This is a genomic window from Pseudomonas fluorescens, assembly GCF_001307155.1.
Taxonomy (GTDB): Bacteria; Pseudomonadota; Gammaproteobacteria; order Pseudomonadales; family Pseudomonadaceae; genus Aquipseudomonas; species Aquipseudomonas helvetica.
In genome coordinates this window covers 146461-166305 of the sequence record NZ_CP012830.1, presented here as the reverse complement: position 1 = coordinate 166305, position 19845 = coordinate 146461, and the positions used below count along the sequence as shown (strand labels likewise).

The 19845-nt window shown below is 59.4% G+C and carries 13 protein-coding genes and 1 other RNA gene; 7 read left to right on the top strand and 7 right to left on the bottom strand.

Annotated features, from left to right (window positions below; genetic code table 11):
- Positions 1-354: 354 nt before the first annotated feature.
- Positions 355-1119, top strand: coding sequence for a GntR family transcriptional regulator (locus AO353_RS00750; protein WP_054593235.1), 765 nt, complete (start codon positions 355-357; stop codon positions 1117-1119).
- Between the two features lie 168 nt (positions 1120-1287).
- Here the strand turns inward: AO353_RS00750 and guaD are convergent, their stop codons facing one another.
- The 4 genes from guaD to xdhA form a co-directional block, all read right to left on the bottom strand.
- Positions 1288-2592: a guanine deaminase gene (guaD, locus tag AO353_RS00745; protein ID WP_054593234.1), complete on the bottom strand. Its 1305-nt coding sequence runs from the start codon at positions 2590-2592 to the stop codon at positions 1288-1290.
- Between the two features lie 24 nt (positions 2593-2616).
- On the bottom strand, positions 2617-3459 hold the full coding sequence (gene xdhC / locus AO353_RS00740) for a xanthine dehydrogenase accessory protein XdhC (protein ID WP_054593233.1): 843 nt from the start codon (positions 3457-3459) through the stop codon (positions 2617-2619).
- Between the two features lie 141 nt (positions 3460-3600).
- Positions 3601-6000, bottom strand: coding sequence for a xanthine dehydrogenase molybdopterin binding subunit (gene xdhB, locus AO353_RS00735; protein ID WP_054593232.1), 2400 nt, complete (start codon positions 5998-6000; stop codon positions 3601-3603).
- The gene (gene xdhA / locus AO353_RS00730) at positions 5993-7447 is read right to left on the bottom strand and encodes a xanthine dehydrogenase small subunit (protein WP_054593231.1); all 1455 of its coding nucleotides are present in this window, start codon (positions 7445-7447) and stop codon (positions 5993-5995) included. Before xdhA ends, xdhB begins: the two co-directional genes overlap by 8 nt.
- Before the next feature lie 265 nt (positions 7448-7712).
- Here xdhA and AO353_RS00725 point away from each other — a divergent pair, with 265 nt between their 5' ends.
- From AO353_RS00725 to ffs, 5 genes are all read left to right on the top strand, one after another.
- A complete protein-coding gene (locus tag AO353_RS00725; RefSeq protein ID WP_054593230.1) occupies positions 7713-8372 on the top strand; it encodes a GntR family transcriptional regulator in 660 nt (219 codons plus the stop codon).
- A gap of 2 nt (positions 8373-8374) precedes the next feature.
- Positions 8375-11863: a chromosome segregation protein SMC gene (gene smc / locus AO353_RS00720; protein WP_054593229.1), complete on the top strand. Its 3489-nt coding sequence runs from the start codon at positions 8375-8377 to the stop codon at positions 11861-11863.
- 256 nt (positions 11864-12119) lie between these two features.
- The gene (zipA, locus tag AO353_RS00715; RefSeq protein WP_054593228.1) at positions 12120-12968 is read left to right on the top strand and encodes a cell division protein ZipA; all 849 of its coding nucleotides are present in this window, start codon (positions 12120-12122) and stop codon (positions 12966-12968) included.
- 211 nt (positions 12969-13179) lie between these two features.
- The gene (gene ligA / locus AO353_RS00710) at positions 13180-15537 is read left to right on the top strand and encodes an NAD-dependent DNA ligase LigA (protein WP_054593227.1); all 2358 of its coding nucleotides are present in this window, start codon (positions 13180-13182) and stop codon (positions 15535-15537) included.
- Between the two features lie 201 nt (positions 15538-15738).
- Positions 15739-15835: signal recognition particle sRNA small type (ffs, locus tag AO353_RS29450), an RNA gene on the top strand.
- Between the two features lie 118 nt (positions 15836-15953).
- Here ffs and AO353_RS00705 read toward each other — a convergent pair.
- Complete coding sequence (locus AO353_RS00705) at positions 15954-16322, bottom strand: VOC family protein (RefSeq protein WP_054593226.1); 369 nt, start codon at positions 16320-16322, stop codon at positions 15954-15956.
- A 136-nt stretch (positions 16323-16458) separates the two neighbouring features.
- Positions 16459-16773 carry a helix-turn-helix domain-containing protein gene (locus AO353_RS00700; protein ID WP_054593225.1) on the bottom strand — a complete coding sequence of 105 codons (315 nt, stop codon included), beginning with the start codon at positions 16771-16773 and terminating at the stop codon, positions 16459-16461.
- A 490-nt stretch (positions 16774-17263) separates the two neighbouring features.
- Here AO353_RS00700 and AO353_RS00695 point away from each other — a divergent pair, with 490 nt between their 5' ends.
- Entirely contained in the window at positions 17264-18964 is a 1701-nt protein-coding gene (locus AO353_RS00695) for a putative bifunctional diguanylate cyclase/phosphodiesterase (RefSeq protein WP_054593224.1), read from the top strand.
- A 3-nt stretch (positions 18965-18967) separates the two neighbouring features.
- Here the strand turns inward: AO353_RS00695 and AO353_RS00690 are convergent, their stop codons facing one another.
- Positions 18968-19726 (bottom strand): substrate-binding periplasmic protein, encoded by a 759-nt coding sequence (locus AO353_RS00690; protein WP_054593223.1) that lies wholly within the window; start codon positions 19724-19726, stop codon positions 18968-18970.
- Between the last annotated feature and the right edge of the window lie 119 nt (positions 19727-19845).

The following is a 19845-nucleotide window of genomic DNA, read 5'->3' as shown; positions in this document are numbered from 1 at the left end:
ATATACGAATAAAGTCCGCTGCCACCCGTGTGGCGAGGGAGCTTGCTCCCGCTCGGCCGCGTAGCGGTCGTAATGTGCTAGCGAGGTCATCTGAATAAACGAGTCGGCAGGTTTCAGGACTGCTGCGCAGTCCAACGGGAGCAAGCTCCCTCGCCACGGGCCAGGTGTTCAAGCCTAAACTTAAACGTGGCAGCTCGTTGCAATACAGCCGGGGGCGTATATGGCCGTACAGTCGTGTTGCCACCAGCGGTTGTGTACAATGTGCTGTGTTTTTTACGCAATACTTGCCAGCGACCCTCTGTGACGTATTACAGTCACAGTCAATTCGCCGCAGTTCTCCCGACTCGAGTGCCCATGAACGAACAGTTGCAGCCCCTCAAGAAACAACCGCGAGCAGGCAAAGCCGGCCGCAGCGGAACCCAGGACGATATCGTCTATGCGCATATCTTCGAGGCCATCCTCGAACAGCGCCTGGCGCCCGGTACAAAGTTGAGCGAAGAGGCGCTGGGAGAAATTTTCGGGGTCAGTCGCACCATCATTCGCCGCGCGCTGTCGCGTCTGGCCCACGAAGGCGTGGTGCTGTTGCGTCCCAACCGGGGTGCCGTGGTTGCCAGCCCGAGTGTCGAAGAGGCCCGTCAGGTATTCATGGCGCGGCGTCTGGTCGAGAAGGCGATCACTGAACTGGCAGTCGTACACGCGACGGCCGAACAGATTGCCGAGCTGCGGCAAATGGTCAACGACGAGCGCGATAGCTTCTCCCGTGGCGACCGCGGTGCCGGTATCCGGCTGTCTGGCGAGTTCCACCTGAAGCTGGCCGAGGCGGCGAAGAACGCCCCGCTGATCAGCTTCCAGCGCAGCCTGGTGTCGCAGACTTCGTTGATCATCGCCCAGTATGAAAGCGGTAACCGCTCGCACTGTTCCTACGATGAACACACTCAGCTGATCGACGCCATCGAGGCCCGCGACGTCGACCTGGCGGTGAACCTGATGATGCATCACATGGACCACATCGACAGCAAGCTCAATCTCGACGAAGAAAGCGCCTCGGACGATTTGCATGCGGTGTTCTCGCACCTGTTGCAGACCAAGAAGCCAGGGCGGCCGACCGCCAAACTCTGATAGATCGCGGCGCTCCCATCGCGAGCAAGCTTTGCTCCTACGGGTATGTGATCGTGAGACTGCAACAATCCTCGTAGGAGCAAAGCTTGCTCGCGATGGCGGTCTGACAGACGTAAAAAAATCCCCCGCAACCTGATGGCTGCGGGGGATTTTTCGTTTCAGAAGGGCTTAACGCTGGTGAACTAGATTCCCTGCCGCGTAAGTTTGCAGAACAGTTCGGTCATCCCCCAATGTCATCAGCACAAACAGCGTCTCGGCGATGCTCTTGGCCTGTTTCAGGCGATAGCCGAGCAGCGGCGTGGCGTTGTAGTCCAGCACCAGGAAGTCGGCGTCGGTGCCCGGTTGCAGGGTGCCGATCTTGTCTTCCAGGCGCAGTGCACGGGCACCGCCGAGGGTTGCCAGGTACAGCGATTTGAACGGGCTCAGGCGTGCGCCTTGCAGCTGCATGACTTTGTAGGCTTCGTTCAGGGTTTGCAGCAGTGAGAAACTGGTGCCGCCACCGATGTCAGTGCCCAGGCCGACGTTCAGATTGTGCTTCTCGGCCATCGGCAGGTTGAACAGACCACTGCCGAGAAAGAAGTTCGAGGTCGGGCAGAAGGCTATCGCCGAACCGGTTTCGGCCAGGCGTGCGCATTCGTCATCGCACAGGTGCACGCCGTGCGCGAATACCGAGCGTTCGCCGAGCAATTTGTAGTGGTCGTAGACGTCCAGGTAGCCCTTGCGATCGGGGAACAGTTCCTTGACCCATTCGACTTCCTGCAGGTTTTCACTGATGTGGGTCTGCATGTACAGGTCGGGGTATTCGCTGAGCAACTGGCCGGCCAGGGTCAGTTGTTCCGGGGTGCTGGTCGGTGCGAAACGTGGCGTCACTGCGTAGTGCAATCGACCCTTGCCGTGCCAGCGCTCGATCAGCGCCTTGCTGTCGACGTAGCTGGATTCGGCGGTGTCGGTCAGGTAGTCCGGCGCATTGCGGTCCATCATCACCTTGCCGGCGATCATCCGCAGGTCGAGCTTTTCGGCAGCTTCAAAGAACGAGTCCACCGATTGTGGGTGCACGCTGCCGAACACCAGCGCGGTGGTGGTGCCGTTGCACAGCAGTTCCTTGATGAAGATACCGGCGACTTCTTCGGCGTGGGCCTTGTCAGCGAATTGGCTTTCGCACGGGAAGGTGTAGGTGTTCAGCCAGTCCAGCAGCTGTTCGCCGTAAGCACCGACCATGCCGGTTTGCGGCAGGTGAATGTGCGTATCGATGAAGCCCGGCGTGATCAGCGCATCCTGGTAATGGCTGACTTGAATGTCGGCGGGCAGGCTGGCGAGCAGTTCGCAGGCAGGGCCGACGGCGCTGATCTGGCCGTTTTCGGTCACCAGCAAGCCATCTTCGAAATACTCGTAGGAGGCTTCGATACCCACCACGGCAGGGTCGGCGATGCTGTGCAGAATAGCGGCGCGGTAGGCTTTGCGAGTCAAAGGCATTGTCGTTCTCGGTTCGTGGCTTTTTTAGTTCGAGGCGTGGCTGCGGCGCGAGGCGGGCAGCAGTTTGGCAATAGGTTCGGCTTTCGCGCCGTGCTGGCCGAAATTCGCGTTATAGGTGGCGATGATCTCGCCGGCGATGGAGATGGCGATTTCCACCGGCAACTTGCCTTTGACCTCGCCGAGGCCCATCGGGCAGCGCATGCGTTGCAGCACGGCGTTGTCGAAACCGCGCTCGCGCAGGCGGTGTTCGAATTTCACCCGTTTGGTCTTCGAGCCGATCAGGCCGAAGTAGGCAAAGTCGTTGCGCTTGAGGATTGCCGCGGTGAGCTCCAGGTCGAGCTGGTGATTGTGGGTCATGACGATGCAGTAACTGCCAACGGGCAGGTCGTCAATTTCGTCCACCGGTTCTTCGGCGACGATTTTACGCACGCCGTGGGGGACCTGTTCGGGGAACTCGGCTTCCCGCGAATCGATCCAGCGCACGCGGCAGGGCAGGCTGGCCAGCAACGGCACCAGCGCCCGACCGACGTGGCCGGCACCAAATACGGCGATCTGTGCCTGTACCTGGCCCATGGGCTCGAACAGCAACACCGTGACGCCGCCGCAGCATTGACCGAGGCTGGCGCCGAGGGTGAAACGCTCCAGATGGGTGTCCTGTTTGCCGCTGGCAAGCATTTCCCGGGCGACCTGCATCGCCTTGTATTCCAGGTGCCCGCCACCGATGGTGTCGAACGCCTGCGTGGCGCTGACGACCATTTTCGAACCGGCATTGCGCGGCGTCGAGCCGAGCTCCTCAATGATGGTCACCAACACACAGGGTTCACCCTGGTTTTGCAGGTCGGCGAGGGCGTCGATCCAGTTGTACATGTTCACCTCAACATTTCTGTTGTCTGTTCGGGCCTCATCGCGAGCAAGCTTTGCTCCTACGGAATGGCGGCGGTTCACGATGATGCGATCGACGCAAAACTTGTAGGAGCAAGGCTTGCCCGCGAAGGCCGCGCCTCGGTTTTAGAGCGAAGCCAGCTCGGTCTCGGCTTTCGCGGCTTTCACCGCCTTCAACTGGCGCATCTGCTCACAGCCCCACAACACCCGCTCCGGTGTGGCCGGTGCGTCGATTTTCGGTTGATGTCGGTAATCGCCCAGGCTCGCCACTGCATCCTTGATTGCGCACCAGACGGAAATCCCCAGCATGAACGGCGGTTCGCCCACGGCTTTGGAATGGAACACCGTGTCTTCCGGGTTCTTGCGGTTTTCCACCAGCTTGACCCGCAAATCCAGCGGCATGTCGGCGACCGCCGGGATCTTGTAGCTGGCCGGGCCGTTGGTCATCAGTTTGCCTTTGGCATTCCAGACCAGCTCTTCCATGGTCAGCCAGCCCATGCCCTGGATGAAACCACCCTCGACCTGGCCCATGTCGATAGCCGGGTTCAACGAGGCGCCGACGTCATGCAGGATGTCGGTGCGGAGCATTTTGTATTCGCCGGTCAGGGTGTCGACGATCACCTCGGCGCAGGCTGCGCCAAACGCGTAGTAGTAGAACGGCCGGCCGCGAGCCTGGCTACGGTCATAGTAGATTTTCGGGGTCTTGTAGAAACCGGTGCTGGACAGCGACACCTGGGCGAAATACGCCTGCTGGATCAGTTCTTCGAAGGTCAGGATCTGATCGCGAACCCGCACATGGCCGTTGTGAAACTCTACGTCTTCTTCGCTGACCGCATACTTGCGCGCGGCAAATTCCACCAGGCGTTGCTTGATGATTTCAGCGGCGTTTTGCGCAGCCTTGCCGTTCAGGTCGGCACCGCTGGACGCGGCGGTCGGCGAGGTGTTCGGCACCTTGTCGGTGTTGGTCGCGGTGATCTGCACACGGTCGATTTCAACCTGGAACACCTCGGCCACGACTTGCGCGACTTTGACGTTCAAGCCCTGGCCCATTTCGGTGCCGCCGTGGTTCAGGTGGATGCTGCCGTCGGTGTAGACGTGAATCAATGCACCGGCCTGGTTGAGGAAGCTGGCGGTGAAGGAAATACCGAATTTCACCGGGGTCAACGCCAGGCCTTTTTTCAGGATCGGGCTGTTAGCGTTGTAGCGGCGGATCGCTTCGCGGCGTTCGGCGTACTGGCTGCTTTCTTCCAGCTCGGCGGTGATTTCCTCGAGCATGTTGTGCTCGACGGTCTGGTAGTAATGGGTGACGTTACGCTCGGTCTTGCCGTAGTAGTTGGCCTTGCGCACGTCCAGCGGATCGAGGCCCAGATGACGGGCGATAGCGTCCATCACTTCTTCGATGGCGACCATTCCTTGCGGGCCGCCAAAGCCGCGATAGGCGGTGTTCGACGCGGTGTTGGTCTTGCAGCGGTGACCGTTGATGGTTGCGTCGCCCAGGTAGTACGAGTTGTCCGAGTGGAACATCGCCCGGTCGACGATCGACGCCGACAGGTCCGGTGAACACCCGCAGTTACCGGCCAGTTCCAGCTGGATGCCGTGCAGGCGTCCGCTGTCGTCGAAGCCGACATCGTATTCAATGTAGAACGGGTGACGTTTGCCGGTCATCAGCATGTCTTCGACTCGTGGCAGACGCATTTTGGTCGGCTGCCCGGTCAGGTGCGCAATTACCGCGCAGAGACAGGCGGGGCTGGCGGCCTGGGTTTCCTTGCCGCCAAAGCCGCCGCCCATGCGGCGCATGTCGACGACGATTTTGTTCATCGAGACGTCGAGCACTTCCGCCACCAGTTTCTGCACTTCGGTGGGGTTCTGGGTCGAGCAGTAGACGATCATGCCGCCGTCTTCGGTCGGCATCACCGAAGAGATCTGGGTTTCCAGATAGAAGTGTTCCTGGCCGCCGATGTGCAGTGTGCCTTGGATGCGGTGCTCGGCAGTCGCCAGCGCAGTGGCTGAGTCGCCGCGTTTGTGAGTGTGGCTATCCAATACGAAGTGGCGTTTGCGCAAGGCTTCGACCACGTCGAGTACCGGCTCCAGATCTTCGTATTCGATGATCGCGGCCATGGCCGCCTTGCGTGCGGTTTCCAGGTCTTTCGCGGCCACCGCGAGCACCGGCTGACCGACGAATTGTACGTCGTCGATGGCCAGCAATGGGTCGCCCGGCAACAATGGACCGATGTCTTTCAGGCCCGGCACGTCCTCGTGGGTAATGGTGATGCGCACGCCTTCAAAGGCGTAGCAGGGCTTAGTGTCGATGCTGATGATTTTCGCGTGGGCACGATCCGAGAGTCGCGCGTAAACGTGCAACTGATTCGGAAATTCCAGCCGGTCGTCGATGTACTGCGCTTCACCGGACACGTGTTTGTCGGCGCTGTCGTGCTTGACGCTGCGGCCGACACCGGTGGTCAGGTCCTTGGCAAACAGTTCGGCCAGTTCGGCTTGGGTTTTCTCGACTTTGTGATGGTTAGACATAAGCGGTCACCCGAGTCTCGATGTGCGGTGTTTGCAGTTCGATGAAGTATTTACGCAGCAGGTTCTGCGCGCTGAGCAGGCGGTATTCCTTGCTCGCACGGAAGTCCGTGAGCGGTGTGAAGTCTTGCGCAAGGGCGGCGCAGGCACGTTCCACCGTTGTGTTGTTCCATGGCGCGCCGAGCAGCGCGGCTTCGCAGCTTTTCGCGCGTTTCGGTGTCGCGGCCATGCCGCCGAATGCGACGCGAGCATCGGCAACCACGCCGTTTTCGATGCGCAGGTTGAACGCCGCGCAGACCGCGGAAATGTCATCGTCCAGACGCTTGGAGACCTTGTAGGCGCGGAACAGTTGTTCCGCGCTGGCACGCGGCACGATGATCTTTTCGATGAACTCGCTTTCCTGGCGCGCAGTGACCCGGTAATCGATGAAATAGTCTTCCAGCGCCAGCGTGCGGCGGGTTTCGCCTTTGCACAAAACAATCTGTGCGCCCAGGGCGATCAGCAGCGGAGGTGAGTCACCAATCGGCGAGGCGTTGCCGATGTTGCCGCCGAGGGTGCCCTGATTGCGGATTTGCAAGGAGGCGAAACGTTGCAGCAATTCGCCGAAGTCCGGGTACTCGGCCTCGAGGGCGTCGTAGCAGTCGGAGAGGGCGGTGGCGGCGCCGATTTCCAGGCGATCGTCAAAGCGCTCGATGCGCTTCATTTCTGCGACATTGCCGACGTAGATCATCACCGGCAGCGTGCGGTGGAACTGGGTCACTTCCAGCGCCAGGTCGGTACCGCCGGCCAACAGTTTGGCTTGCGGATAAGCGTCATAGAGGTCGGCCAGATCGGCGACGGTCAGTGGCACCAGGCAGCGTTTATCGCCGCTGTTCAGTTCACCGGTGTCGGTCGGAGCAATGGCTTTCAGGCGAGCGATGGTTTCGGCTTCGCGAGCATCGAACTGGTCGGGCTGTTTGGCGCTGCACACTTGTTCGGCGGCGGCGAGGATCGGCCGGTAGCCGGTGCAGCGGCAGAGGTTGCCGGCGAGGGCTTCGTGAGCTTTGTGGGAATCGGCGTGATCGCTGTTTTTCTGCAGCGCGAACAATGACATGACAAAGCCCGGTGTGCAGAAGCCGCACTGTGAGCCATGGCACTCGACCATGGCTTTTTGCACGCTGTGCAGCTTGCCTTGGTGTTTGAGGTCTTCGACGCTGATCAGCTGTTTGCCGTGCAGCGACGAAACAAACGTCAGGCACGAGTTGAGGCTGCGATAGCGAATGTGTTCGCGGCCGTTGTCATCGGTCTGCAATTCACCGACCACCACCGTACACGCGCCACAGTCACCGCTGGCGCAACCTTCTTTGGTGCCGGGTTTGCCCAAATGTTCGCGCAGATAGTTGAGCACGGTCAGGTTTGGGTCCAGGGCGTGCTCGCTACGGAGTTCCTGGTTAAGTAAAAACTGGATCACGGAAGGCCTCGCAGACTCATTATTGTTGTTAACCGACGAACCTGAATTTATCAGGTCTGACTTTTCGGTCAATGATTTTCTGACTTAAGGGTCAGGAAATACGCTTTTGCCGATCAACAGTGGCTTATTTCATTATTGACCCTCTCGGGATACCTCGCTTTTTGCTTGAATCGTGCCAAATTCCGCTGGCTTGGCCCTGCGCCATCACCCCGCAAGTGCGCTACACTGCGCCGCTTGTACAGATCGAAGAGTTTGAAGGAAAACCATGACGTTCAAGGCGCCGGACAGCCTCGCCGAGCAAATTGCTCACCACCTCGCCGAACGCATCATTCGCGGCGACCTCAAGCCCGGAGAGCGCATCCAGGAACAGAAGGTCACGTTGGCCCTCAATGTCAGCCGCGGCTCGGTTCGCGAAGCCTTGCTGATTCTCGAGCGCCGGCACCTGATCGCCATCTTGCCGCGTCGTGGTGCTCATGTGACCGAACTCACCGCACACAAGGTGCAGAGCCTGTGCACGCTGATGAGCGAGCTGTACATCCTGCTCGGTAATTCGGTGGCCAGTGGCTGGCAGGTTCAGGCCGACATGGCGCCGTTCCTGCACATCCAGCAGCGCCTGAGCGCCAGTTACGAGCGTCAGGACATCCGCGCCTTTGTCGAAGACAGCTTCAGCGTGATGCGCGCGGCGTACCCATTCGCCAATAACCCGTACTTGCAGGAAACCGTCGAGAACTTGCAACCGGCCATGAGCCGTGCGTATTTTCTCGCCCTGGAACAGCGCAAGGCCGAGATGAGCGAGTTCCTCGAACTGTTCGAACGCTTGCTCGCGGCCGTGCTGGCGCGTGATCTGCCAGAGATTCGCGTCGTGCTCTCGGCTTATGCCCGGCGCAGTTGCGATCTGGTGCTGTCTGCCTTGCCGGTTGCCTGAGCGTGCGGCTCAAGTGCATCAAACTGGCGGGGTTCAAATCCTTCGTCGACCCGACCACGGTGAACTTCCCCAGTAACATGGCGGCGGTGGTCGGGCCCAACGGTTGCGGCAAGTCGAACATCATCGACGCCGTACGCTGGGTGATGGGCGAGAGCTCGGCCAAGAACTTGCGCGGCGAGTCGATGACCGACGTCATCTTCAACGGCTCTACCAGTCGCAAACCGGTGAGCCAGGCAAGCATCGAACTGGTGTTCGACAACTCCGACGGCACGTTGATCGGTGAATACGCGGCTTACGCGGAGATTTCCATTCGTCGCAAAGTCACCCGCGACAGCCAGACCACGTATTACCTCAACGGCACCAAATGCCGTCGCCGCGATATCACCGACATTTTTCTCGGTACCGGCCTGGGCCCGCGCAGCTACTCGATCATCGAACAGGGGATGATCTCCAAGCTGATCGAGTCCAAGCCCGAAGACCTGCGCAACTTCATCGAAGAGGCGGCGGGGATCTCCAAGTACAAGGAGCGCCGGCGCGAGACCGAAAACCGCATCCGTCGCACCCACGAAAACCTCGCGCGCCTGACCGACCTGCGTGATGAGCTGGAACGTCAGCTCGAACGCTTGCATCGTCAGGCCCAGGCGGCCGAGAAGTATCAGGAATACAAAGCCGAAGAGCGTCAGCTCAAGGCACAACTGTCGGCGCTACGCTGGCAGGAATTGAACGAACAGGTTGGTCAGCGCGAAGCAATCATTGGCAACCAGGAAATCAGTTTCGAAGCCCTGGTCGCTGAACAGCGCAATGCCGATGCGAGCATCGAGCGGCTGCGCGACGGTCATCACGACCTGTCTGAGCGCTTCAATCTGGTGCAGGGACGTTTCTATTCGGTCGGCGGCGACATCGCCCGGGTCGAGCAAAGCATCCAGCACGGCCAGCAGCGTTTGCGTCAGTTGCAGGATGACCTCAAGGAAGCCGAGCGTTCGCGCCTGGAAACCGAGTCGCACCTGGGTCATGACCGCACCTTGTTGGCGACTCTCGGCGAAGAGCTGGATATGCTCACGCCTGAGCAGGAAGTCACCAGCGCCGCCGCTGAAGAGGCCGCCGCCGCGCTGGAAGAATCCGAAACCACCATGCACGGCTGGCAGGAGCAGTGGGACAGTTTCAACCTGCGCTCGGCCGAGCCACGGCGTCAGGCCGAAGTCCAGCAGTCGCGCATCCAGCAGCTGGAAACCAGCATGGAACGCCTGGCCGAGCGCCAACGTCGCTTGGCCGAAGAGCGCGACCTGTTGTCGGCAGCCCCGGAAGACGCGGCGATTCTCGATCTGAGTGAACAACTCGCCGCCAGTGAAGCGACCCTCGAAGATTTGCAAGCCAGTGAAGAGGCGCAGGTCGAGCGGCTTGAGCAGTTGCGTCAGGAACTGCAACTGGCCCTGCAAAATCAGCAGCAGGCGCAGGGCGACTTGCAACGGCTCAACGGGCGCCTGGCCTCGCTGGAGGCGTTGCAGCAAGCGGCGCTCGATCCGGGTACCGGCGCCGCCGAGTGGTTGCGTGAACAGCATCTGGCCGAACGTCCGCGTCTGGCTGAAGGCTTGAAGGTTGAAGCGGGTTGGGAGCTGGCGGTGGAAACCGTGCTCGGTGCCGACCTGCAAGCCGTGCTGGTCGATGACTTCGCGGGCTTCGATCTGTCCGGTTTTGCCCAGGGCGATCTGCGCTTGCTCAGCCCGGCCAGCGATGGAGTACGGATCCCCGGCAGCCTGCTCGACAAGGTTGAGGCGCAGATCGATCTGTCGCCGTGGCTGGGGCAGGTCAAACCGGTGGACAGTCTTGAACAGGCGCTGTCGCTGCGTGGTCAATTGTCGGTCGGCGAAAGCCTGATCAGCCGTGATGGCTACTGGGTTGGGCGGCACTTTTTGCGGGTGCGCCGCGCCAGTGAGGCCGAGAGCGGCATGTTGGCGCGCGGGCAGGAAATCCAGCGTCTGGGGCTTGAGCGCGAAGAACGTGAAGCCACCGTCGAGACGCTGGAAACCACTTTGCAAAACCTGCGCGCCCAGCAGCGTCAGCAAGAGAATGGCCGCGAACACCTGCGCCGTTTGCTGCAGGACGAAGCGCGCCAGCAAGGCGAATTGAAAGCTCAACTGTCGGCCGGTAAAGCCAAGGCCGAGCAGCTGACATTACGCCGTACGCGGCTCGACGAAGAGCTCGGTGAATTGGCGGAGCAGCGTGCGCTGGAGCATGAACAGATTGGCGAGTCGCGCCTGCAATTGCAGGAAGCCCTCGACAGCATGGCGATCGACACCGAACAGCGCGAATTGCTGCTGGCTCAGCGCGACAGCTTGCGCGAACGCCTGGATCGGGTGCGGCAGGAGGCCCGTCAGCATAAAGACCATGCGCACCAATTGGCGGTGCGTCTGGGCTCGCTCAAGGCGCAACACGATTCAACCCGTCAGGCGCTGGAACGGCTGGAATTGCAGTCCGAGCGCCTGACTGAAAAGCGCGAGCAGCTCAGCCTTAATCTGGAGGAGGGCGAAGCGCCGCTGGAAGAGTTGCGGCTCAAGCTTGAAGAGTTGCTCGACAAGCGCATGAGCGTCGACGAAGAACTCAGAACCGCACAGATCGCCCTGGAAGATGCCGACCGCGAATTGCGTGATGCCGAGAAACGCCGCAGCCAGGCCGAGCAGCAATCGCAGCTGATCCGTGGTCAACTTGAACAGCAGCGCATGGAATGGCAGGCCCTGACCGTGCGCCGCAAGACCTTGCAGGATCAATTGCTCGAAGACGGCTATGACCTGCAGGGGGTGCTCGCCACCCTGGTGGCTGAAGCGAACGAAAAAGACGCTGAAGAAGAGCTCGAGCGCATTGCTGCGCGAATTCAGCGACTGGGCGCGATCAACCTCGCGGCTATCGACGAGTACCAGCAGCAGTCCGAGCGCAAGCGTTATCTGGATGCTCAGGACGCTGACCTGGTGGAAGCGCTCGACACCCTGGAAAACGTCATTCGCAAGATCGACAAGGAAACCCGCAATCGCTTCAAAGATACCTTTGATCAGATTAACGGTGGATTGCAGGCTCTTTTTCCAAAAGTTTTCGGTGGAGGCAACGCTTATTTGGAACTGACGGGCGAAGATCTACTCGATACAGGGGTGACGATCATGGCGCGTCCGCCCGGGAAGAAGAACAGCACCATCCATTTACTGTCAGGCGGTGAAAAAGCCCTGACGGCATTGGCACTGGTTTTTGCGATCTTCAAGCTGAACCCGGCGCCGTTTTGCATGCTCGACGAAGTTGACGCACCGCTGGATGACGCTAACGTTGGACGCTATGCCCGATTGGTGAAAGAGATGTCACAAACGGTGCAGTTCATCTATATCACCCACAACAAGATCGCCATGGAAATGGCCGACCAATTGATGGGGGTCACGATGCACGAGCCTGGTTGTTCGCGTCTGGTAGCCGTGGATGTCGAGGAGGCGATGGCGATGGTGGACGCCTGAGTCATGGCGCGTAGGCCAGATATTTGCGGGAATCAGGGATTTTTACCCACAGAGAATGCTGGCTAATCGACATAATGGCTGAAGCCATTGTGACTGACGGTGTAAAGTTATCTTTGGTCGTGCTAGTTTAATGTCAATTTTTCGTATGCGTGGGCAAAACGCCATTCAGAACATAGAGTTGGCGCCACGTTTTAAAGCGGTTTACAGCTTGTAAACCCCTTATTTTTCAGCATTTTTTATAGAGGCACGGGATTACATGGAAATCGGTCTGCGCGAGTGGCTGATCGTCATCGGCATTATTGTCATTGCCGGTATTCTTTTTGATGGCTGGCGGCGCATGCGCGGCGGCAAGGGCAAGCTGAAGTTTCGCCTGGACCGAAGCCTGTCCAACCTGCCGGACGAGGACAGTGGTGCCGAACTGCTGGGCCCGCCACGCGTGCTGGATACCCATAAAGAACCGCAACTCGACGAGCATGACTTGCCGTCGGTGAGCATGCCTGCCCGTGAGCCGCGTGAATCGGGCTCCAAGCGCGGCAAGCGGGGTGGCGAGCCATCCCAGGGCGACCTGAATTTGAATCTGGACCTGGATGGCGGCCCGAGCTTCAGCAGCCGTGATGATTTCCCGGACGAAACCAAATCGTCGAGCGCAGCAGTCAATAAAGAACAGCCGCAGGCAGAAGAAGTCCTGGTCATCAGCGTGATCTGCCGTGACCCGGGCGGATTTAAAGGCCCGGCCCTGTTGCAGAACATCCTGGAAAGCGGTCTGCGCTTTGGCGAGATGGATATCTTCCATCGTCACGAAAGCATGGCCGGCAACGGCGAAGTGCTGTTCTCCATGGCCAACGCGGTCAAGCCTGGCGTGTTCGATCTGGACGATATCGATCTGTTCAGCACCCCGGCTGTCAGCTTCTTCCTCGGCTTGCCAGGCCCTCGCCACCCGAAACAGGCCTTCGACGTGATGGTCGCCGCTGCCCGCAAACTGTCTCAGGAGCTCAATGGCGAACTGAAGGACGATCAGCGCAGCGTACTGACCGCTCAGACCATCGAGCACTACCGTCAACGTATCGTCGAGTTCGAGCGTCGCGCCCTGACCCAGAAGCGCTGATATCGAATGGTCAAGCTCTCTATGACTAGAGAGCTTCTTGTGGCGAGGGAGCTTGCTCCCGCTGGGCTGCGAAGCGGCCCCATTCTGGTTTACGACGGCTTCGCCGCCGAGTGGGAGCAAGCTCCCTCGCCACAGAATCTGCGTCTTTACGCTATCGTATTTTGAAGATTGAGCAGCCTCGGCTGCTCTTTTGCTTTATGAGAGAGCACCCATGACCGCCGTTGAAAAACGCATTCAAGAGCTGCGCGCTGAGCTGGATCAGCACAATTACCGTTACTACGTTCTCGACGAGCCGAGCATTCCGGACGCCGAATACGATCGGCTGTTCCATGAACTCAAGGCGTTGGAAACGGCAAATCCCGAGCTGGTCACTGTCGACTCGCCGACCCAGCGGGTTGGCGGTGCGGCGCTTGCAGCATTCACTCAAGTGCGGCACGAAGTGCCGATGCTCAGCCTCGGTAACGCCTTCGAAGAAAACGACATGCGCGAGTTCGATCGCCGGGTCACCGAAGGTCTGGATTTGCCGGCCGGCGATTTGTTTGGCGCTGGCGCCGAGGTGGAGTACAGCTGCGAACCGAAGCTCGATGGCCTGGCAGTCAGCTTGCTGTATCAGGACGGCATGCTGGTGCGTGGTGCTACTCGCGGCGACGGCACCACCGGTGAAGACATCAGCGTCAACGTGCGCACGGTGCGCAACATTCCGCTCAAGCTGCAGGGCAGCGGCTGGCCGTCGACCCTGGAAGTGCGCGGCGAAGTGTATATGTCCAAGGCTGGTTTCGATCGCCTGAACGCCGCGCAACTGGAAGCCGGCGGCAAAACCTTCGCCAACCCGCGCAACGCCGCGGCAGGCAGCTTGCGTCAGCTGGATTCGAAGATTACCGCCAGTCGCCCACTGGAGTTTTGCTGCTACGGTCTCGGCCAGGTCTCGGCCGAGATTGCCGACACGCACATCGGCAATCTGCAACAACTCAAGCTATGGGGCTTGCCGGTCAGTCACGAGTTGAAACTGGCCAAGGGTATTGGTGAATGCCTGGATTACTACCGCGATATCGGCGAGCGCCGTAATGCGCTGCCTTATGAAATCGATGGCGTGGTGTTCAAGGTCAACAGCCTCGCCTCGCAGCGTGAGCTGGGCTTTCGTGCTCGCGAGCCGCGCTGGGCAATTGCCCACAAGTTTCCGGCGATGGAAGAGCTCACCGAGTTGCTCGACGTGGAGTTCCAGGTCGGCCGAACCGGTGCGGTCACTCCGGTTGCACGCTTGAAGCCAGTGAAAGTGGCGGGTGTGACCGTGTCCAACGCGACATTGCACAACATGGACGAAGTCGCGCGTCTGGGCTTGATGATCGGCGATACGGTGATCATTCGCCGCGCCGGTGACGTGATCCCGCAAGTGGTGCAAGTGGTTACCGAGCGTCGCCCGGAAAATGCCCGTCCCGTGCAGATTCCCAAGTGCTGCCCGGTCTGTGGTTCGCATGTCGAGCGCACGCAGTTGGTCAAGCGCAGCAAGGGTCGCGAAACGCTCAGCGAAGGGGCGGTATATCGTTGTGTCGGGCGTCTGGCCTGTGGGGCCCAGCTCAAACAGGCGATCATCCATTTCGTTTCGCGCCGGGCCATGGACATCGAGGGGCTGGGCGAGAAGAGCGTCGAGCAGTTGGTGGATGAAGGTCTGGTCAGTTCGCCGGCGGATTTGTACGCCTTGAGCTTCGAACAGATCGTCGACCTGGAAGGTTTCGCCGAGCTGTCGAGCAAGAACTTGCTCAGCGCGATTGCCGACAGTAAGAAACCGGGGTTGGCGCGCTTCATCTACGCCCTCGGAATTCCGGATGTCGGCGAAGAGACGGCCAAGGTCCTGGCGCGCTCGCTGGCATCGCTTGCGCGGATTCAGCAGGCATTGCCACAAGTGCTGACGTACTTGCCGGATGTCGGGCTGGAAGTCGCCTACGAGATTCACAGCTTCTTCGAAGACGCGCACAACCGGAAGGTGATCGAAGAACTGCTCAAGCATGGCCTGGAGATTCAGGATCAGGGCGAATTGGGCGCCGAGTTTGCCGCCAGTACCACGCTGGGCGGGATGATCGACAAGCTGAACATTCCCTCGGTCGGACCGGGCGGGGCGCAGAAGTTGGCTGACAAGTTCGGTTCGCTGGAAGCGATCATCAGCGCCGACTGGCTGGACATGCGCCAGGCGCTGCCGGAGAAGCAGGCCAACGCCGTTCGGGAATTCTTCGCCATCGAGCAGAACCGTCGGTTGGCGCTGGATGCCGAACAGCAGTTGCGCGACTTTGGCATGCACTGGCAAAGCGAGAAAAAAGTCGTCGAAGGCTTGCCGCTGGCAGGCCAGACCTGGGTGCTCACCGGCTCTCTGGAGCTGATGAGCCGTGACGTCGCCAAGGACAAGCTCGAAAGCCTCGGCGCCAAGGTGGCGGGCTCGGTGTCGGCCAAGACTTACTGTGTAGTGGCGGGGCCTGGCGCCGGCTCCAAATTGGTCAAGGCCAATGAGCTGGGGTTGAAGGTGCTGGACGAAGAAGCGTTCGTGGCGTTTTTGGCCGGGCACGGCATTACTGCCTGAAGTCGGCAAGGTCGCAGCCTTCGGCAGTTCCTGCGGGGCGATGTATGCATGTAGGAGCTGCCGTAGGCCGCGACCTTTTCAAGACCAACGCATGTCCTTGAACCGGTTCATATTTTTTAATCTGCGCGAACGGTTGTAACTTCGTCTCAGATAGGTACAATGGCGCGGCTCGCCGTCAGGTGAGCGTCGTTATGGTGACCCCATCGGTCCCCCCGCAACGATTACCCGTGAACCTGGTCAGATCCGGAAGGAAGCAGCCACAGCGGGAACATTGTGTGCCGGGGTGTGGCTGGTGGGGTCGCCACCTTAACGCCAAGCCTTCATTCGCAAGGTTTGTGATCCTCAAAAAATCCAGAATTTTTATCTCATTGATCTTTCCTGATCGATGTCTCGTTTCGTCTGAAGCAACCTCGCCGTCATTCCGAAAGCGCAAACACCCGCAGCCGATGCCCGTCTGGATCGAGCGCCACGAAGGTGTAGCCGAAATCCAGTTCAATCGGCTCTTGGGCGATGCGCAGCCCTTGTGCGGTCCATGCGGTGTACAGCGTGTCGACCGTCTCTTTGTCGGCCACCGAGAATCCCAGTTCGCCGCCACCACCCGCCGCTTCGGCTGCAGGTTCCACGGTGTGCCTGGACCACAGCCCAAGTTTTACACCCGAATCGAGAATGAACAGTGCAAAGGTCGGTTGTAGTTCAATCGGTGGTTTGTCGAGCAGGCGGCTATAGAAGTTGGCGCTGGTGGCGGGGCTGTCGACGTACAGCAGCAGGTAATGTTGGGCGTTCATGGCGACTCCGATGTCGTTGGCGTTGATGGCTCAAGCCTAAACGGTCGGTCTGTCAGTTTCTGTCAGTAGTCGATAGCAAAAGAGCAGGCAGGTGTATCAATCCAATACACGTGCCTGCTCTTTTTTGTTTCTGGCTCTAAGGCTTGGACAAGGCCTGGTCTACCGCCGCGATCAGCTTTCCCAGATCCTTCGGGGTGGCTTTGTGTATGACACCGAACAAATACGCTCGCTGTTCGTCTTCGTCGCCAAGATCGGCAAAAAACGCTTTGAGCTTCACTCCCAGCACATCGGCAAGCATGAACAGGGCTTCCACGCTGGGGGTATAGGTGCCGGTTTCGAAGCGGCTGATGGTTTTGGGGTCAAAACCGGTTTTTTCACCGAGTTCAGCCTGAGTAAGCCCCGCCACCTTGCGATAGCGCCTTATGGCTGGACCCAAACTTGAAATTTGCATCGCTCAATTCCCATTTAGAATCAAGAACTTAATGATAGATTTTTGCATTAGACAACTGCATGATCCATCACCTTGCTTTGCAAAATGTGATGTATTTCGTAGAATCCCCGTTTCGTACAGGCATTTGGTGACCTGGCTTCATAAGTCCAGGCAATGTGAGACGGCCAGCATTGCGTTACCTCGCAGGGTGTGCAGAGACGCCGCCGACGACGCGAAATGCCGTTTCAATATTACCAGAGTCGGTGTTTTTCGCGTGCCTGTACGAGGCCTCTGAGCCTAGTTGATCTTCGTTTGTTCGGGGGCCATCAAATGCTGTTCATGGAGTTTTAACGTGCATCTGAATTTGCCGGCCCGCTCTTTTACAAGGATGTTGCCCTGGCAGCATCACGCGCTGCGACCCTCTGCGCAGTGCCGCATCCTTCAAAACATCTCTTCCGGGCGTTGTGCGCTGGTCGAGCGGTACAACCGCTAGCCACAGTGAGCCGGACTCATGGATGAGAAGTACCGCAGGGCCGTAGATGCAGCCGCCATTTTTTCCGAGACAGACCTGGCGGGGCGCATTACTTACGTCAACGATTTGTTTTGCGCAGTGTCTGGCTACAGTCGCGAGGAGTTGTTGGGGGCCAATCACCGCATCCTCAATTCAGGTCTGCATCCTGACGATTTCTTCACAACGATGTGGCGCACGGTTGCCCTGGGCAAAGTCTGGAAGGGCGAAATCTGCAATCGGTCCAAAGACGGTAGCCTGAATTGGGTCGACAGCACCATGGTGCCGGTGCTGGATGAGTCGACCGGACGGGTTCATCGGTATCTGTCGATTTGCTTCGATATCAGTGAAAAGCGGCAGTTGCTGCACTCACTGCAATGGCGGGTCGGCCATGATGTCCTGACCGGCCTGCCCAATCGGGCGTATCTCTCCGACTTGCTCGAGCAGGCCCTGGATTATTCCCGCATCGAGAAGGTGCCGTTGGCGGTGTGCATGCTCGACCTCGACGGCTTCAAGGCGGTCAATGACGGCTATGGTCACGCCAGCGGCGACTTGTTGCTGGTCGAGGTGGCCAAGCGTCTGCGCACCATCGTTCGCGGCGAGGATGTGGTGGCGCGGCTGGCCGGGGACGAGTTCGTGCTGATCTTGCGGTTTGTACGCGATATGCCGGAATTGCGCGCGGCGCTGCATCGCGTGCTCGAGGCGATCTCTGCGCCGTACTCGATTCTGGGCAAGGACATCAATGTGTTTGCCAGCATCGGTGTCACGTTGTTCCCGGTCGATAGCGAAGATGCGGAAACCCTGCTGCGCCATGCCGATCAGGCAATGTACGTGGCCAAGCAGAGCGGGCGTAACCGTTTCCACCTGTTTGATGTGGTGCGTGACCAAGAGGTCAAGGCCACTCACCAGACGGTTGCGCGGGTGCGTCAGGCTTTGCTCAACGATGAGCTGCGCCTGCATTTTCAGCCCAAGGTCAATATGCGCTGCGGTGCGGTGGTTGGTTTCGAAGCGTTGCTGCGCTGGGAGCACCCGCAGGATGGCCTGGTGCCGCCCAGGGAGTTTCTGCCGTTTGTCGAGGAGACGGACCTGATCGTCGATATTGGCGAGTGGGTGATGGAGCAGGTTCTGGCGCAGTTGTCGCGATGGCAAAAGAACGGTCAACGCTGGCCGGTCAGCGTCAACATCGCTGCCCGGCATTTTCAGCGGGCGGACTTTTTTGATCGGCTCAAGACCGTGCTTGCACGGCACGCCTGGGTCGCGCCCCAGTTGCTTGACCTGGAGATTGTCGAGTCGGTGGCGATCGAGAATATTCAGCACGTCAGCACCTGTCTGCAGGCCTGTCAGGCGTTGGGCGTGAGGTTTTCACTGGGGGATTTTGGCACGGGTTATTCGTCGCTGAGTTACCTCAAGCGCCTGCACACGCAAACCATCAAGATCGATAAGTCATTTGTGCGCGACATACTGCATGATCGCGATGATCTGGCGTTGACCACCGCAGTCATTGGTCTTGCCCGGGCGTTTGGGCGAGAGGTGATCGCCGAGGGCCTGGAAAGCATCGAGCATGGCGAGTTGCTGTTGCGCCTGGGCTGTGAGGTAGCGCAGGGCTATTTCATTGCGCGGCCGATGCCGGCCAGCGAGGTGCCGGGCTGGGTCGAGGCCTTCGTCGCACCAACCCGGTGGCAGACACTGGACCAGGCGGTCTGAGGCTTACTGGTCGGCCAGGGTCGGTTCGTTGGTTCCGGTGTAGAGCCTGATGATGTCGTCGACTTCCCCAGACATTTTCATCTTGAGCAGCGTTTGCAGAATCAACTGGACCGGCAGTCTTGGGTCGTTACGCACGTAGCAGCCGACGTTTTGCTCCTGCAACACCGCGACTGCCCGCAATGGCCGGTCGGGCAACAGTTGCAGGTTGACCCAGTCCAGGGCCCATTGATTGCTGACGGCGTAGTGATTACGGCCGGCCGCCAGTTTTTTCAGCACGAGTTCCTGGTTGCGTGCGTCGTCGCGCTTGAGTTGGCCGTTATCGAAGAGTGGTTGCAGGGTCGGGTAGCTGTAACCGAGTACGGTGCCGATCGGCTGCACAGGAAGGCTGGCAGGGATGACCGAGGCAGGAGAGCCTTGCGTGCTGACCAGCACGTCGCGTTGAAACCACAACGGAACGCTCCAGAGATAGTCTGCGGACTGATTTGGTAGCCAGGACTGCGCCGCGTAGCAGCGGATGTCGATTTCCCCATGCTCCATGGCGCTCTGCACACGTGCGCGGGCCAGCACGTGAAACTCGGCCGGCAGTCCCAGTTGTGTGGCCAGGCTGAGCATCACGTCGTACAGAATGCCCTGGGTCGGTCGGCCATGATCGATTTGCACCATGGGCATTGCCCAGCTGTCGGTGATCGCAAAGCGCAAGGGGGCAGGCGCACCAGTAGCGCTAACGCTGATCAACAGCAAAGCCCCCAAGGCTGAACGCATAAATTCTCCAGCAAAAAGACCGGCAGGAGCCGATTAAAACGGATCCAAATACCAGCTTAGCCAGATTAGCCGAGCACACCGGATGCAATTTTGGCCTTGCTCCGCTAGCATTACCCGCT

Coding starts and splice junctions, on each gene's coding strand:
- AO353_RS00750 (WP_054593235.1), top strand. CDS start 355: ATGAACGAACAGTTGCAGCCCCTCAAGAAACAACCGCGAGCAGGCAAA.
- guaD (WP_054593234.1), bottom strand. CDS start 2,592: ATGCCTTTGACTCGCAAAGCCTACCGCGCCGCTATTCTGCACAGCATC.
- xdhC (WP_054593233.1), bottom strand. CDS start 3,459: ATGTACAACTGGATCGACGCCCTCGCCGACCTGCAAAACCAGGGTGAA.
- xdhB (WP_054593232.1), bottom strand. CDS start 6,000: ATGTCTAACCATCACAAAGTCGAGAAAACCCAAGCCGAACTGGCCGAA.
- AO353_RS00725 (WP_054593230.1), top strand. CDS start 7,713: ATGACGTTCAAGGCGCCGGACAGCCTCGCCGAGCAAATTGCTCACCAC.
- zipA (WP_054593228.1), top strand. CDS start 12,120: ATGGAAATCGGTCTGCGCGAGTGGCTGATCGTCATCGGCATTATTGTC.
- ligA (WP_054593227.1), top strand. CDS start 13,180: ATGACCGCCGTTGAAAAACGCATTCAAGAGCTGCGCGCTGAGCTGGAT.
- AO353_RS00705 (WP_054593226.1), bottom strand. CDS start 16,322: ATGAACGCCCAACATTACCTGCTGCTGTACGTCGACAGCCCCGCCACC.
- AO353_RS00700 (WP_054593225.1), bottom strand. CDS start 16,773: ATGCAAATTTCAAGTTTGGGTCCAGCCATAAGGCGCTATCGCAAGGTG.
- AO353_RS00695 (WP_054593224.1), top strand. CDS start 17,264: ATGGATGAGAAGTACCGCAGGGCCGTAGATGCAGCCGCCATTTTTTCC.
- AO353_RS00690 (WP_054593223.1), bottom strand. CDS start 19,726: ATGCGTTCAGCCTTGGGGGCTTTGCTGTTGATCAGCGTTAGCGCTACT.